This is a genomic window from Streptomyces sp. NPDC042346 (assembly GCF_055581845.1).
Genome location: NZ_JBVJEH010000010.1, coordinates 283,535 through 298,375, shown reverse-complemented (window position 1 = coordinate 298,375; position 14,841 = coordinate 283,535). Strand labels below are relative to the sequence as shown.

Here is a 14,841-nt window from a genome sequence, read left to right as displayed (position 1 = left end):
TGACGCAGCACCCAGCGGGGCGCCGGCCGCCGTCTTCCAGGGCGCCGGTGGGGGTGGGGGCGGCGCGCCTCAGACGTCCCGCCGGCCCCGTACCACCAGCAGCAGCGGCACCACCGCGAGGAGCTCGCCCAGGGCTCCCGTCCAGAGCGCCGTCCGGACGCTCGCGTACTGGCCGAGCAGACCGCCGGCGAGCGCGCCCAGGGGCATGCAGCCCCACACCACGAACCGGAAGGTCGCCGTCACCCGGCCGAGCAGCGGGGCCGGGCTGAGGCGCTGGCGGAGCGCCACCGAGCTGATCTTGAAGGTCATGAACGCGGTCCAGCCGAGGCCCTGGAGCACGCAGGCCACCGCGTACCGCCAGTCCGCGTGGAAGAACGGCAACGCGAGCAGCCACAGCACGCCGCTGACGACCACCGAGGCGCACATCGCGCGCCCCTGGCCGAGACGGGCGGCGACCCTGGTCGTGAGCAGGCTGCCGAAGAAGCCGCCGACCGCCTCCGCCGTGAACACGAGCCCGCACAGGAACGGCGAAAGCCCCAACTCCCCGGCGAGCAGCACGAGAAGCATGGACGTGCCGATCGTGCCGCAGAGGTTGGAGATCGCGGCGGTGAGCGTCAGCGCCCGCAGCAGCCGGTCACGGAACACGAACCGGAGCCCCTCGGCGATCTCGTCCCGCAGCCGGGCCCCCGGGCGCGGCTCGGGCCGGGGGTCGGGGCGCCGGATCCGGGAGAGGAAGAGCGCGGAGGCGAGGAAGGTGAGAGCGTCGACGACGAGCGCCACCGGGGCCGTCACCGCCGCGACGAGCGCGCCGCCCGCACCGGGGCCCCCGGCCGCCGTGACCGTACGGGACGCTTCGAGGGCCACGTTCGCCTCCACCAGCCGGTCCTCGTCGACGAGCCGGGGCAGCTGGGTCTGGTACGCGATGTCGAAGAACGCCGTGAGGACGGACAACCCGAAGGCCACGCCGTACAGCTGAGGAAGCGTCAGGACGTCCAGCCAGGCGGCGAGCGGCAGGGTCGCGAGGAGCGCGGCCCTGCCGACATCCCCCACGATCATGACCCGGCGGCTGCGCATCCGGTCCACCCACGCCCCGGCGGGCAGCCCGAGGAGCAGGAAGCCCAGGTACTCGCACATCACGAGCAGCCCCGCCTCGAAGGGGGACGCGCCGAGCGGGCCGATCGCCACGAGGGGCAGCGCGAGGACGGTGACGGCCGTGCCGGCCTGGCTCACGGTGTCGCCGATCCACAGCCGCCGGAAGTCCGGCAGCCGGAAGAGCCGGGGGTGGGGAGGGGAGGGAGGCGCAGTGGAGGTGGTCGTCATGTCGGCGAACACCATCACCCACGGCCCGACCCGACCATTGTTTTAGTCTGGGCGAAAAGCTCACGAGGGGGTCTGATGGGAGAGATACGGTTCGGGGTCGACGACCTGGCACAGCTCCGGTTCGCCGTGTCGCCGCTGTGGGAGACGATCGCCGCCCTGCGGGCGAGCGCGGACCCCGGCCGCCACGCCCTCCATCTCCCCTGGATCAAACAGGCGTTGACGATCAGCAGGGAACGCACCGACCTGCTCCCGCGCCTCCCGGAGCTCGACGCCCTCGCTCCTCCCCCGCGCTGCCCGCTCGCCGAGATCGAGGAGGAGCTCACCGCCCTCCGGGGGCAGGCTGAGCTCGCCCAGGCCCTTCTCTCCTGGTGGGAGGCAGGGGTACGCCCCCACTGGCCCCGGATCCGAGCCGTACTGGAGGCCGACCTCGCGTACCGCACCCGGCAGCTCGCCGAGGACGGCATCCAGGAGGTCTTCGCCCACCTCCACCCGAGCCTGCGGTGGTCGGACGACCGGCTGAGCTGGACCGGCCCGCCCGTCGGGCGGCTCACGCTCGACGGGGGCGGGATCACCCTCGCCCCGAGCGCCTTCGCGGCCCGCTGCGTCCTGCTCCCCGGGCGGGACGGCGTTCCGCCGTGCCTCGTCTACCCCGCGCGGGCCGTCGGCACCTTGTGGGAGCGGCACGCGGAACCCGGCGACGGGCTCGCGCGGCTCCTCGGGCGCAGCCGTGCGGGGCTCCTCGGCCGTACGAGCACCCCGACCACGACCACCGGCCTCGCCCGGCAGACCGGGCTGAGCCCCGGCGCGGTCTCCCAGCACCTCGCGGTGCTGCGGGACGCGGGCCTCGTGACCGGGCACCGGTACCGGCGCGAGGTGTACTACCGGGCCAGCGAACTCGGCCTCGCCCTGCTCGAACGAACCCCTTAGCCCTCCTGGGGCTTGCGCGGCAGCGTGAGGCAGAACGGGTGCCCCGCCGGGTCCAGGACCACGCGCCACAGGTCGGGGCGGGGCTGGGCGGCGGGCACGGTCGCGCCCCACTCCACGAGCCGGGTCGCCGCCTCGTCCAGGTCGTCGACGTCGAAGTCGAGGTGCAGCTGCTGCGGGACGCCCTGGCCGGGCCAGGAAGGGGGCCTGTAACCGTCGACGCGCTGGAAGCCGAGGAAGAGGCCGGACCCGCCGGGGCCGCGGGCGAGGCCCGCGAACTCGGCGTCCGAGCGCTCGTGGAGCGGCAGTCCGGTGGCCCGGTGATAGAAGTCGGCCAGTGCCAGCGGGTCGGCGCAGTCGAGCGTGACGGCTGTCAGCTTCATGTACATGGGGAGGGACACTAGTCCGGCCGTTCGACCCCTCGCGAGCCGAATTCCCCGCCCTCCGGAGCCTGTTAAGAGCCCTGTTCCGGGTCGGGGTCGGAGTCGGGGTTCTGGTCCGGGCCCTGGTCCGGGTCCGGGTCCGGCCCCTCCACCTTTTTGTCCTGCTCCTGCTCCTGCTCCTGCTCCTGCTCCGACGGCGGTGCCACCCGCCCCGTCAGCGCCGCCAGCGAGTTGCGGATGTGCTCCATGTGTCCGTGGATCTCGTCCCGCGCCTCGTCGTGTTCCCGCAGCACCCGCTCCGTCTCGCGTTCGGCCCGCTCCCCCTTCATCCGGGCCTCCGCGAGGATCTCCTCCCCACGGGCCTCCGCGTCCTCCTGGCCGTGCCGGGCCTGCTCCTCGGTCTCCGCCAGGGCGCGCTGGGCCTCCGCGAGCCGTTCCTCCGCGCGGGCGAACAGCTCCTCGTGGCGCGCGTCCAGTTCGGCCGCCTTGCCCTCCGCCGTACGCTCGGCCTCGTCCCCCACCGCCGTCTGCTCGTCCCGCTGCTCCGCGCGGAGTTCCGCCGCCCGGCGCCTGGTCTCCTCGAAGACCTCCCGCGCCGCGGACCGCTGCTCCGCCGCCTCGCGTCCCGCGTCCGTCGTCAGCTCCTCGGCCCGCTCGCCCGCGGCCGTCAGGGTCGCGCGGGCCGCCGACTCGGCCGCCGCCCGGACACCCTCCGCGTACGCCCGGGCCGACTCCTCCGCCTCCCGGGCCGCCGCATCGGCCGCCTCCGCGAGGGCCTGCGCCTCGGCCTCCGCGGCACGGACGAGCGTCTCGTCCTCCTGCTCGGCCATCGCCAGGATCTTCCGCGCCCGGTCGCTCAGCGCCTCGTACCGCTGGGGCGCGAGCGCCGCGACGGCCTCGCGCAGCCGCGCGGCCTCCGTCTCCATGTCTTTCGCGAGGACGGTGAGCCGCGCCGCCCGCTCCCACGCCCCGTCCCTCTCCTCGGAGAGCGCGGCGAGGTGGCGGTCGACCTGCTCGGGGCGGTATCCGCGCCCCCGTCCGACAGCGAAATTCATCCCTGACGCCCCTTCCCTGTGACCCCAACGGCCCGAACGTCCAGGATGCGTCATGAGAACGGACAAAAGGCGCCCAACGTGGATACACGTCGAGCGCCTTTCATCACATTCTGTCCAACTGTGCCTACAGAACAGATGGCAGAACGGACTGCAGAACGGACTACAGAAGGCCGTCCCACATCTGCTCAAGCAGCACGGACCACCAGTTCTCCGGCGACGACAGCGCCGCCGGGTCCAGCATCGCGAGCTGCGCCTGGAAGTCGACCGTCCAGCGCCCCGCCTGCTCCGGGTTGAGCCCGAAGCGCAGCCGCCACATCCGGCCGAGCAGCGCCATCGCACGCGTGAACTCCGGCAGCCCCGTGTTCACGAACTGCGGCGGCACCGACTGCCCGCCAGGACCGGCCTCCACCGGCACCGCCACGATGTGCGCGGTCCCGTACTGGACGCAGATCGCCCGCCCGAAGTCCGAACCGAGCACCAGGTACGAGCTCGCGTCCGGCGCCGGCTGTACCTGCCGCTGCGCCGCCAGCTCCGCGAGCGTCGGCACCACCGGCACGGCCGGCTGCGCCCAGAAGAACGGACCGAAGTCCGCCGGAAGGCCCGCCCACATCAGCGTCCGCGCCACCAGCTCCGGCACGCCCTGACGGGACACCGCGTGCTGGTCGAAGCGGAGGATGCCCGGACCGAACGCCCCCGCGAGCTCCTGCGCGATCGCCTCCGGCGGGACCGGCGGCGCCGGCTGCACCTGCGGCAGCGGAGCCCGTACCGGCGCCGGACGCGCCGGACCGTCCGCGACCTGGTGCAACTCACCCTGGTGGGTGAGGAGTTGCCGCATGCCCTGCTGCCGGCCCGTGTGATCACGGCCGTACGGGGCGATGCTCGTGATCCGCGCCTGCGGCCACGTCTCCCGGATCATCCGCGCGCAGTAGCCGCCCGGCAGCTCACAGGACTCCAGCTCGGTGTGCAGTTCGAGCACCTGCTGCGGCGGCACGTTCATCGCGCGCAGCTCGTGCAGGATCTGCCACTCCGGGTGCGGGGTGCCCGGCGCCGAACGCCGGATGATCTGCGCCTCGGAACCGTCGGGCGCCCGGTAGCGCAGCACCGCCTGGTAGCCGGGGCCGACGGTCGGCTGACCGGCGGGCTGCGGGTACCCGTACGCGGGAGGGACCGGACCGGGGCCGGGCGGCGGCGTCTGCCCGCCGTGCACCGGGGGCGGCGGAGCCGGCGGACCCGGAGGCGGCGGCACCGCCGGACCACCCGGACCGGGGTGCGCCAGCATCGTCGCCGCATGCGCGACACCGCCCGCGGGCGTCCCACCGGGCACACCCGGCGGCGGCGGGGGCGGCGGAGGCGCGCCCGGACCACCCTGACCCGGGTGCGCCAGCATCGTCGCCGCCTGGTGCACGGGCTGCGGCGGAGTCGGCGGACCGGGAGGAGACGGAGGGCCGGGAGGCCCAGGAGGCCCCGGAGGGGACGGAGGCCCGGGCGGACCGGGCGGCTGAAGCCCCTCGGGCCCGAGCTGCGACACCAGCTGCGTCGGTACGTACGCGGGGGCGCCCGACCCACCGGGAACACCCGGCACACCCGGAGCGCCCGGCGGCGGAGGCGGCGTCGCCGGACCGCGCCCGCTCTTCGGCGACAGCGCGGCCTTGCTCGTCGCGGCGTCCGCGATGTCCCCGGCACCCGGCGCCCGGGGCGCGGGCGGCGGAGGCGGCGGCACACCGGGCCCGGCGGCCTGCACCGGCGGAACGGGCGGCACGGGCTGCACCGGAGGCGCCACCGGAGCCACCGGAGCCACCGGCGGCGGCGCGGCCGGGTCGAGCCGCGGGGCCACGGCGGTCGGGGGCAGCGCGCTGCCCCCCTTCATCAGGGCGGTCGGCGCGTCGGCACCCACCGACGGGGGCGGGGTGTCCTCGTCGTCCGTCCCCGACAGCGGCGGCGCGAACACGGTCGCGGGCAGCGGCACCGCCCCGTCCACACCACCGGAACTCGCGTTCGCATCCGCCCACGGACTCGCCGCGGGAGCGGGGGTGGGTACGGGAGCGGGCGGCGCCGGCGGAGCCACCGGAGCAACCGGAGCCACCGGAGCCACCGGCGCAACCGGAGCAGCCGCGACCGGAGCCGTCGGCTCCTCCGCACCAACCGACGACGCCACAGAAACCGAAGCCGAGGCCGAAGCAGAAACCGAAGCTCCCGCATCAGCCACAGCCACCGGCACAGCCACCGCATCCGAAGCGTCATCCACCGGCGCGGACGAGCTCCCGCCCTCCTGCGACGCGTTCGGCCCCTGCGGCAGTCCGATCCGGTCCGCCGCGTCCTGGAGCCATTCCGGCGGACTCAGCAGGAACGACGTCTGGTTCAGATCGATCCGGGCCGCCTGGGGCGCCGCCGGAGCGGCCGCCTCCTCCGACGACCCGTACTCCTCCTCGTACCGGCGGATCACCTCGCCCACCGGCAGCCCCGGCCACAGCGTGGCCTCGCCGCTGTCCCGCGCGATGACCAGCCGCTGCCGGCCGCCGTCCGAGACCGGACCGCCCTGGCGGTCCTCCGACCACACCACGAAGCCCAGCTCGAACTCCCGCACCCGCACCTCACGGTGCTGGTACGCCGGCAGGTCGCCGTTGATCCATTCCTCGGCGCGCTCCTGCGCCTGCGCGAACGTCACCACAGCCAGCTCACTCCCCTACCGCGACCACGGGCACGGCACGCGCGAAGCCGCCGTCCACCATCAGGTTCGCCACCGTCTCCAGCTCCGGCGGATTGCCGGCGAGGCGCTGCAGGAACGCGTCGAAGTCCTCACCGCAGGGCAGCAGCAGCCGCTGCACCCGCTCGGCCACCGTCCAGCCCGCCGCCTCCGGCCCGGAGTCCCGCGCGTCGTCGTACGCGCAGAACCACACCGAGCCGATCGCGTCGCCCCGCACCTTCACCGCGACCAGACCGCCCTGGACGAAGGCGACGCCCAGATAGTCCTTGGTCAGGTGGTCGCGCAGACACTTGTTGACGTAGACGAGGTCGTTGACCCCCGCCTGCTCCCGCACCGTGAAGAACGGCTGGTCGACCAGGAGCCCCAGCTCGGCGTCGAGCGCCGCGCCCACCGGCGCGCACCCGCCCGCCGCCTTCAGGAACGAGCGGTACGCGCCGGGCAGCCGGTAGCCGAGGTCCTCCTCGACGCCCTGGAGCTGCGACTCCGACACCGACACGAGCGTCTTCGGCAGGCCGAAGTGCGCGGGACGGGTCTCCTGGAGCGGCCGCGTGCCGCGCTTCCCGTGATCGACGGCGGCCGTCGCCACCCCACCGTGGTGGCGCAGCAGCGCCTTCACCTCGACCGGGACCAATTCCATCCGACGACTGCGCGCCACGTGGTGCCAGGTCCAGCCGTGCGGGGTCGCCACCGACGGGATCGTGTCCCACAGCTCATGACCGGTCGCCGCCATCGCCGCGTTCGCCGACACGTAGTCCGTGAGACGCAGCTCGTCGACGCCGAAGCCCTCCGGAGGGTCGGCGATCTCCGCCGCCGCACGCGCGTACGGCGAGAAGTCCGGGTGGCCGTGCTCGTCGATCCGTACCCCTCTGGGGTGACGGCCGGCGCGGACCGGATCCGGAAAATGCACGACCTGCCCGGCGTAGGCCGCGTTCGGTGGCGCGGTGTCCTGCCCGAGCCGACCTGTCGTCATGGCGGTTGCCCCCTGCACTGGCGTCGCTGACTGCTGCTAGCTGCTACTGCTGCTACCGACTGATCTGGCACAGCCTATGCGCTGCCACAAGAGCCCGAACGGCCCCCGCCCGACGGTGACCAAGTGTCACGACGCCATGACAGTTGCACCATGATTCCGACACACCGGCCCCACCAATCGCGCCCCCAGCTTCCCCATATGGCTCCCTATTTGGCAGGCTGTGCACGCAACTCGGGGGATTGCAGGAGGGGAAGACCAGCACCATGCAGACAGCAACGACGCCCACACAGGGTGACCCACGCCTCAACTGGAGCAGCAGCGCCGAGGCCACGCGTGCGCCCTTACTGCGACACCGCCGCGACGGAATCCTCCCCACCGTCGGGGCCGCCCTCTCCGTACGCGGCGAGACCCTCACGTGCACCGCGGGCCGCGGCGACCGCCCACCCCTCCTGCACGCGCTCGTCCAGGACTTCCTGGACACCCTCACCAGCAACCAGCGGGAACGCTTCACCGGGCGCTGCCCCGAGGCGATCCTGCTCTCCCGGCACCTCACCGCCACCGAGAACGGCCGTTCCAAGCGCGCCCAGCGCAAGCCGCTGACCCCCGGCGAGGCCCGCCGGTCCCTCAAGCACGCCAAGCTCACCGCCCGGCGCATCAGGGAGGACGGCGACCCGCTCCACGGCAGTTACGCGGCACCCTGTCGCTCCTGTACGGCGATGCTCGCCCACTTCGGTGTCCGCACCGTCGACCCCACGACACCTGTCGAGAACGGCTGACCGCACCCCCATGCCCGACCACCTCAGCACCACGCGCTTCCCGGTCAACGTCGACGCCGCCCTCCGCGAGGCCGGCTGGCAGCCCGGCCGCTGGGACATCAAGCTCGCCGAGGAGTGGGCGGACGCCCTGCGCGCCCACGTCTCCCCCGCCGGGCACCGGCACAGCGTCTTCCCCGCGGCGGTCGAGGCCTGGGCGGAGTTCGGCGGCCTGCGGATCACCTCGCCCGGGCACGGGCGGACGATAGCGCCCACGACCGTCCGCTTCGACCCGCTCGCCGGACTCCACCTCGCGCGCACCCTCGCCGACCTGGGGCGCGCGCTGGAGAGCGAGCTGGCGCCGCTCGGGGAGGAGGGCGAACACCAGGCCGTCCTGGCGATGGACGCCGAGGGCCGGGTCTACAGCCTCGACCACGCCGGCGACTGGTACCTCGGCAAGGACATCGACGCGGCCCTGTCGACACTGATCACGGGCGTCCAGCCGACGCGCCTGACGACGGCGGGATAGGAAGCGGGCGCCCTTCGGCCCTCACGGCGGGGCAGGACCGGGAAACCGAGGGCCCCGGACCCCCTACTCCCCCGTCACTCCCCCGTCGGGAGCACGGCCGACACGCGGAACCCGCCCGCGTCCGTCGCGCCGGACACGAACACGCCGCCGAGCCGCGAGACCCGCTCCCGCATCCCGACGATCCCGTTCCCGCCACTCGGCAGCCGTGCGTCCGAGCCGCCGGCGTCCGACGGACAGGGGCCGTTCTCCACCTGCATCGCGACCTCGGCCTCCCGGTGCGCGAGCCGCACCACGACCGCGGCGCCCACCGCGTGCTTGTGGACGTTGGTCAGCGCCTCCTGCACCACCCGGTACGCCGTACGCTCCACCTCCGGCGGATACGCGCGCGCCTCCCCCAGCACCACGAGCTCCACGACCGCCCCGGCGAGCCGCGACTGCTCGCACAGCGCCTCCAGGGCGTCGAGGCGCGGGCCGTCGTCCGCGGCGGCCTCCGCGGCGGCGGCAGCGGCCCGCCCCACGGCGGCGAGCGGGACCGCGGCCGGAGCGACGGGCACGGTCTCCTCCCTGAGCACGCCCAGCATCTCCCGCAGCTCCGTCAGGGCCTGCCGCCCCATGTCGCCGACCAGGGCGGCGTTCCGCACGGCCTTCTGCGGATCCTTCAGGGCGACCGCCTGGAGCGCCGCGGCGTGCACGACCATGAGCGACACCCGGTGGGCGACCACGTCGTGCATCTCCCGGGCGATCCGGGTCCGCTCCTCCTGCCGCGCCCACTGCGCGCGCTGCTCGGCCCGGTCCGCGAGGAGCGACAGTTCCTGCTCCAGGCTGTCGGCCCGCTCGCGCAGGCTCTCCATGAGCCGGCGCCGGGCCCCTATGTAGAGGCCGAAGAGGACCGGCGGCGCGTTGAGCCCGAGGGTCATGAAGAGCGACACGACGAGTACGTACCAGCCGCTCGGATCGAGGTCCGGCTGACCGACGTCCGCCTGTGCGACGTCCTGGCGCATCCGCACCACGGTCACCACGAAGACGGCGACGGTCGACATCGAGGCGAGGACGGCGGTGATCCGGCGCGGCACCTCGGAGGCGGCGAGCGTGTACAGCCCGACGATCCCCATCAGGTAGCCCATCTCGGCGGGCGTGACGGCCATGGAGACGAGGACGACGGAAATCGGCCACCGCCGCCGCACGAGCAGGGCGGACCCGACGATCAGCCCGAACAGCACCCCGACGGGCACGGGAAGCCCGGCCTTCTCGGCGAACCCGACCCCCTCGAACCCGCACTCCAGCGCGGACACGAGGGCGAGCCCCACATCAAGAACGACACTCCGCCGTCTCCCCCACCACCACCAACTCCCCGAACGAACGCCCGCAGCGTCCCGATCTGCCCCCGTTGTGGTCATGCCCTCCACCCTACGGGCGCCCGTCTGCGCTTTTGCGTCGCGCGGAGCACCGGGCTATACCGTCGCACGGAAGGCTGCTGGTACGGCATAGTGGATGCCGCCGGGGCACAGGACTGACGGCATGTCCGTTTTGGCCCCAGGTGCTATCCCCTGTGGTGTAATTGGCAGCACTGAGGCTTTTGGTGCCTTATGTCCGGGTTCGAGTCCTGGCGGGGGAGCTTCTTCATTCGGGTCCTGACCACCACGGTCGGGACCCGCACTCATGTCCGCCCCCCGGCCCCCCGGTATCCTTCGTGCGTCCACCACCCAAAGCCGAAGGGCATTCCCGTGAGCGCCAACCGCCCGGCAGCCGTCGTCGTCCTCGCAGCGGGTGAGGGCACCCGCATGAAGTCGAAGACCCCCAAGGTCCTGCACGACATCGCCGGGCGTTCGCTCGTCGGACATGTCGTGTCCGCCGCCCGGGAGCTGGAGCCCGAGCACCTCGTCGTGGTCGTCGGGCACGCCCGTGAGCAGGTGAAGGGTCACCTGGAGGCGCACTACGCCGGGACCCGGACCGCCGTGCAGGAGGAGCAGAACGGCACCGGGCACGCCGTGCGGATGGCCCTGGAGGAGCTGGGCTCCGCGCCGGACGGGACCGTCGTGGTCGTGTGCGGTGACACCCCGCTGCTGTCCGGGGAGACGCTGCGGGCCCTGGCCGGCACGCACGCCGCCGACGGCAACGCCGTGACCGTGCTGACCGCCGAGGTGCCGGACTCCACCGGCTACGGCCGGATCGTGCGGGACGCCTCCGGCGCCGTCACCGAGATCGTCGAGCACAAGGACGCCTCCGCCGAGCAGCTCGCGATCCGCGAGATCAACTCCGGCGTGTTCGCGTTCGACGGCAAGCTGCTGGCCGACGCGCTCGGCAAGGTGCGGACGGACAACAGCCAGGGCGAGGAGTACCTCACCGACGTCCTGTCGATCCTGCGCGAGGCCGGCCACCGCGTCGGTGCCTCCGTCGCCGGCGACCACCGCGAGATCCTCGGCATCAACAACCGGGTGCAGCTCTCCGAGGCCCGTGCGCTGCTGAACCAGCGCCTCCTCGAGCGGGCCATGATGGCCGGCGTCACGGTCGTCGACCCCGCTTCCGTCTTCGTGGACGTGACGGTGACCTTCGAGGCCGACGCCGTGATCCTGCCCGGTACGCAGCTGCTCGGCGCGACGCACGTCGCCGAGGACGCCGTGGTCGGCCCGAACACCCGCCTCAAGGACACCCGGGTCGGCAAGGGCGCCCGCGTGGACAACACCGTCTCCGACACCGCCGTGGTCGGCGACGGCGCCTCCGTGGGGCCGTACGCGTACCTCCGTCCGGGCACGAACCTCGGCGCGAAGGCCAAGGCCGGCACGTACGTCGAGATGAAGAACGCGACGATCGGCGAGGGCACCAAGGTCCCCCATCTGTCGTACGTGGGCGACGCGACCATCGGCGAGTTCACGAACATCGGCGCCGCGAGCGTCTTCGTGAACTACGACGGCGAGGCCAAGCACCACACGACGGTCGGCTCCCACTGCAAGACGGGTTCGGACAACATGTTTGTGGCTCCCGTCACCATCGGGGACGGCGCCTACACCGCCGCCGGCTCCGTGATCACGAAGGACGTCCCGGCCGGTGCGCTGGCCGTGGCCCGGGGCCAGCAGCGGAATATCGAGGGTTGGGTGGCCCGGAAGCGGCCCGGCAGCGCTGCCGCGCAGGCCGCTCAGGTCGCCTCGGAGAACCCCACAAGCGAAAGCTGACCGGAAACGGGTGCGTCGAACTCGGCGTACCGTGATACGTGCACACAAATTCGGCTGGTTCGCACACGCGCTCGCAGGGCGTGGGTCCGCGGCCAGAGAACACGTCTGAGGAGACAGTGCTGTGACCGGGATCAAGACGACCGGCGAGAAGAAGCTGATGCTCTTCTCCGGCCGCGCCCACCCCGAGCTGGCCGAGGAGGTCGCGCACCAGCTGGGCGTCGGTCTCGTTCCCACCAAGGCGTTCGACTTCGCCAACGGTGAGATCTACGTCCGCTTCCAGGAGTCGGCCCGCGGCGCGGACTGCTTCCTGATCCAGAGCCACACGGCTCCGATCAACAAGTGGATCATGGAGCAGCTGATCATGGTCGATGCGCTGAAGCGGGCCTCGGCCCGGAGCATCACCGTGATCATCCCGTCGTACGGCTACGCCCGTCAGGACAAGAAGCACCGCGGTCGCGAGCCGATCTCGGCCCGTCTGGTCGCGGACCTGCTGGAGACGGCCGGTGCGGACCGCATCCTGACCGTGGACCTGCACACCGACCAGATCCAGGGCTTCTTCGACGGCCCGGTGGACCACCTGTCGGCGCTGCCCGTCCTCGCCGACTACGTCGGTGCGAAGGTCGACCGCGCCAAGCTGACGATCGTCTCCCCGGACGCCGGCCGCGTGCGCGTCGCCGACCGCTGGTGCGACCGTCTCGACGCGCCGCTGGCGATCGTGCACAAGCGCCGCGACAAGGACGTCGCCAACCAGGTCACCGTCCACGAGGTCGTCGGTGACGTGAAGGGCCGCGTCTGCGTCCTGGTGGACGACATGGTCGACACCGGTGGCACGATCTGCGCCGCCGCGGACGCCCTGTTCGCGCACGGTGCCGAGGACGTCATCGTGACGGCCACGCACGGCATCCTGTCGGGCCCGGCCGCCGACCGCCTGAAGAACTCCAAGGTCAGCGAGTTCGTCTTCACGGACACGCTGCCCGTGCCGGGCGCCCTTGAGCTCGACAAGATCACGGTCCTGTCGATCGCTCCGACGATCGCGCGCGCCGTGCGCGAGGTGTTCGAGGACGGTTCGGTGACGAGCCTCTTCGAGGAGCACTGAGCCACGGTTCGGTGAGTGAGAGAGGCCGCTTCCCCTTCGGGGGAGGCGGCCTCTTCCGCGTTCACGGGGTCCTGAGCGCGTCCACCGCGATCCTCGCCGCCGCGCCGATCACCGCGTCCGCCGCGGGCAGTGTCACGTCCGTGGAGGCCGCGCGGGTGAAGACGGCCACGGCGTACCGCCCGCCGTCGGGGTACTCGACGACGCCCGCCTCGTGCCGGAGCGTGGGCAGGGAGCCGGTCTTCCCGCTGACCCGGACGTCGTCGAAGGGGAAGCCTGCGGCGAGCCGGTGGCTCCAGGCCTGGCGGCCGAGGAGGGCCCGCAGCTCTTCCCCGTACTCCCCCGGGCAGACCTCGTCGCGCCAGACGGCGGCGAGCAGGGCGGTGATCTCGCGGGGGGTCGAGCGGTTGGTGCGGGTCGGGTCGAGGGCGCGGAGCCGGGCGACGACGGCGGGGTCGGTGAGTGCGGTGGGTTCGCCGTGGGCGTCCTCGCGGACGGTCGTGAGGAGTTCTCGCATGGTCTGGACGGCGTGGGTGCGGGTCAGCCCGAGGCCGGTCATGGTGGCGTTGACGGTGTCGAGGCCGAGGGCGTCCCAGAGGAGGTCGGCGGCGGTGTTGTCGCTGACGGCGACGGCGAGGCTCGCGAGGTCGCGGAGGGAGAGCCGGGCGGCGTCGCGCATGACGGAGAGGCCGGTGGCGCCGGGGGCGCGGTCTTCGGCGGGGATGTCGACGGGTCGGGTGGGGTCGACGAGGCCGAGTGACGCCTGCCGGTAGAGGGTGGCGACGAGGCAGAGCTTGTGGACGCTGGCGGTCGGTACGAGGGTGTCGGAGCCGATGCCGAGTGCGGCGCCCGTGTCGATGTCGGTGGCGTGGAGCTGTCCGGTGACGCCCGCGTCGGCGAAGGCCGCGGTGATGCGGCGGCGGGTTGCGGCGTGCGCGGTCACAGGGGGAACTCCGATGCGGGGCGGGGGAAGACCATCCTCGCGGATGGGGCGGTGCGCATGTCCGCGTGGGCGCGAAGGACTGCGTGGGCGGTGTCGGCGAAGAGGCGTACGGCGGGGCTGTCCTTGCCCTCGGGCCAGGCGGTGGTGGTGCGCCAGGTGACGGGGGAGCCGTGGAGGGGGCGCCAGACGGTGCCGGCCTCGTCGGGGGTGCGCGGGACGAGGGCGACGGCGCCGCCGGAGAGGACGAGGCCGCGGGTGAAGTCGGCTCCGGTGGCGGCGATGACGGCGGCGGGGGTGCAGCCGTGCCGGGCGCAGGCGGTGAGGGTCTCGTCGTGGAGGGCGGGAGCCTCGGCGCGGGGGAAGAGGACGAGGTCGCGGCCGGTGAGGGCGGCAGCGGGGAGTTCGGGCGGGGTGGCGAGGGGGTCGTCGGCGGCGAGGAGGGCGCCGAGGGACTGGTGGAGGGTGGGTCCGAAGGCGAGGCCGGGGGCGGGGCAGGGGTGGCGGACGATCCCGACGTCGAGGGTGCCGGCGGTGAGTTCGGCGGTCTGTTCGGTGGTGGGGAGTTCGCGGAGGTCGAGGGTGGCGCCGGGTGAGCGTTCGCGGAAGGCGGTGAGGAGGGCGCTGACGGCGGTGGCGCCGAGGCCGGGGGGTACGGCGGCGCGGAGGGTGCCGGCGGCGCCGCTGTGGACGCGGGCGACGGTGGCGGTGAGCCGGTCGGCGGCGGCGAGGAGGAGGTCGGCCTCGGCGAGGACGAGGCGGCCGGCGGGGGTGAGGGTGGCGCCGCGGGCTCCGCGGTCGAGGAGGCGGACGCCGAGTTCGCGTTCGAGGCGCTGGATGCGCTGGGAGAGGGAGGGCTGGGCCATGCGCAGGCGGGCGGCGGCCCGTCCGAAGTGTTGTTCCTCGGCGACGGTCCTGAAGTACCGCAGGTGCAGGAGCAGGTCCATGAGCAGCAAGGATAGGCATTCGACTATGCCTTGCATGGCCATATGAGTCTTGGA

13 protein-coding genes and 1 tRNA gene are annotated in these 14,841 nt (G+C 73.3%); 6 read left to right on the top strand and 8 right to left on the bottom strand.

Going from position 1 to position 14,841, the window contains the following annotated elements; genetic code table 11:
* Window positions 1–69: 69 nt before the first annotated feature.
* Window positions 70–1,320, bottom strand: a complete 1,251-nt coding sequence (locus tag ACZ6K0_RS33165; RefSeq protein WP_469233356.1) for an MFS transporter — start codon at window positions 1,318–1,320, stop codon at window positions 70–72.
* A gap of 75 nt (window positions 1,321–1,395) precedes the next feature.
* Here ACZ6K0_RS33165 and ACZ6K0_RS33160 point away from each other — a divergent pair, with 75 nt between their 5' ends.
* Window positions 1,396–2,247: an ArsR/SmtB family transcription factor gene (locus tag ACZ6K0_RS33160; RefSeq protein ID WP_469233354.1), complete on the top strand. Its 852-nt coding sequence runs from the start codon at window positions 1,396–1,398 to the stop codon at window positions 2,245–2,247.
* On the opposite strand, the gene ACZ6K0_RS33155 is transcribed toward ACZ6K0_RS33160, so the two are convergent.
* The 4 genes from ACZ6K0_RS33155 to ACZ6K0_RS33140 all read right to left on the bottom strand — a co-directional run bounded on the left by ACZ6K0_RS33155 (window position 2,244) and on the right by ACZ6K0_RS33140 (window position 7,356).
* On the bottom strand, window positions 2,244–2,633 hold the full coding sequence (locus ACZ6K0_RS33155) for a VOC family protein (RefSeq protein ID WP_469233353.1): 390 nt from the start codon (window positions 2,631–2,633) through the stop codon (window positions 2,244–2,246). The genes ACZ6K0_RS33160 and ACZ6K0_RS33155 overlap by 4 nt on opposite strands.
* A gap of 65 nt (window positions 2,634–2,698) precedes the next feature.
* Entirely contained in the window at window positions 2,699–3,682 is a 984-nt protein-coding gene (locus ACZ6K0_RS33150; RefSeq protein ID WP_469233351.1) for a cellulose-binding protein, read from the bottom strand.
* Window positions 3,683–3,842: 160 nt separating this feature from the next.
* Window positions 3,843–6,350: an SUKH-4 family immunity protein gene (locus ACZ6K0_RS33145; RefSeq protein WP_469233349.1), complete on the bottom strand. Its 2,508-nt coding sequence runs from the start codon at window positions 6,348–6,350 to the stop codon at window positions 3,843–3,845.
* 7 nt (window positions 6,351–6,357) lie between these two features.
* Window positions 6,358–7,356: an SMI1/KNR4 family protein gene (locus tag ACZ6K0_RS33140; protein ID WP_376402586.1), complete on the bottom strand. Its 999-nt coding sequence runs from the start codon at window positions 7,354–7,356 to the stop codon at window positions 6,358–6,360.
* Window positions 7,357–7,619: 263 nt separating this feature from the next.
* Here ACZ6K0_RS33140 and ACZ6K0_RS33135 point away from each other — a divergent pair, with 263 nt between their 5' ends.
* On the top strand, window positions 7,620–8,132 hold the full coding sequence (locus tag ACZ6K0_RS33135) for a YwqJ-related putative deaminase (RefSeq protein ID WP_376402589.1): 513 nt from the start codon (window positions 7,620–7,622) through the stop codon (window positions 8,130–8,132).
* Between the two features lie 10 nt (window positions 8,133–8,142).
* Entirely contained in the window at window positions 8,143–8,637 is a 495-nt protein-coding gene (locus ACZ6K0_RS33130; protein ID WP_376402592.1) for an SUKH-3 domain-containing protein, read from the top strand.
* Between the two features lie 74 nt (window positions 8,638–8,711).
* Here the strand turns inward: ACZ6K0_RS33130 and ACZ6K0_RS33125 are convergent, their stop codons facing one another.
* The gene (locus ACZ6K0_RS33125) at window positions 8,712–10,034 is read right to left on the bottom strand and encodes a sensor histidine kinase (protein WP_376402595.1); all 1,323 of its coding nucleotides are present in this window, start codon (window positions 10,032–10,034) and stop codon (window positions 8,712–8,714) included.
* A 146-nt stretch (window positions 10,035–10,180) separates the two neighbouring features.
* Between ACZ6K0_RS33125 and ACZ6K0_RS33120 the strand changes: the two genes are divergently transcribed.
* The 3 genes from ACZ6K0_RS33120 (at window position 10,181) to ACZ6K0_RS33110 (ending at window position 12,903) form a co-directional block, all read left to right on the top strand.
* A tRNA-Gln gene (locus tag ACZ6K0_RS33120) sits at window positions 10,181–10,252 on the top strand.
* Between the two features lie 109 nt (window positions 10,253–10,361).
* Window positions 10,362–11,807: a bifunctional UDP-N-acetylglucosamine diphosphorylase/glucosamine-1-phosphate N-acetyltransferase GlmU gene (gene glmU / locus ACZ6K0_RS33115; protein WP_469233345.1), complete on the top strand. Its 1,446-nt coding sequence runs from the start codon at window positions 10,362–10,364 to the stop codon at window positions 11,805–11,807.
* A gap of 121 nt (window positions 11,808–11,928) precedes the next feature.
* A complete protein-coding gene (locus tag ACZ6K0_RS33110; RefSeq protein ID WP_056649212.1) occupies window positions 11,929–12,903 on the top strand; it encodes a ribose-phosphate diphosphokinase in 975 nt (324 codons plus the stop codon).
* Between the two features lie 61 nt (window positions 12,904–12,964).
* Here the strand turns inward: ACZ6K0_RS33110 and ACZ6K0_RS33105 are convergent, their stop codons facing one another.
* Both ACZ6K0_RS33105 and ACZ6K0_RS33100 read right to left on the bottom strand, forming a co-directional pair.
* The gene (locus ACZ6K0_RS33105; protein WP_376402603.1) at window positions 12,965–13,843 is read right to left on the bottom strand and encodes a serine hydrolase; all 879 of its coding nucleotides are present in this window, start codon (window positions 13,841–13,843) and stop codon (window positions 12,965–12,967) included.
* Window positions 13,840–14,787: a LysR family transcriptional regulator gene (locus ACZ6K0_RS33100; protein ID WP_469233343.1), complete on the bottom strand. Its 948-nt coding sequence runs from the start codon at window positions 14,785–14,787 to the stop codon at window positions 13,840–13,842. Before ACZ6K0_RS33100 ends, ACZ6K0_RS33105 begins: the two co-directional genes overlap by 4 nt.
* Window positions 14,788–14,841: the final 54 nt, after the last annotated feature.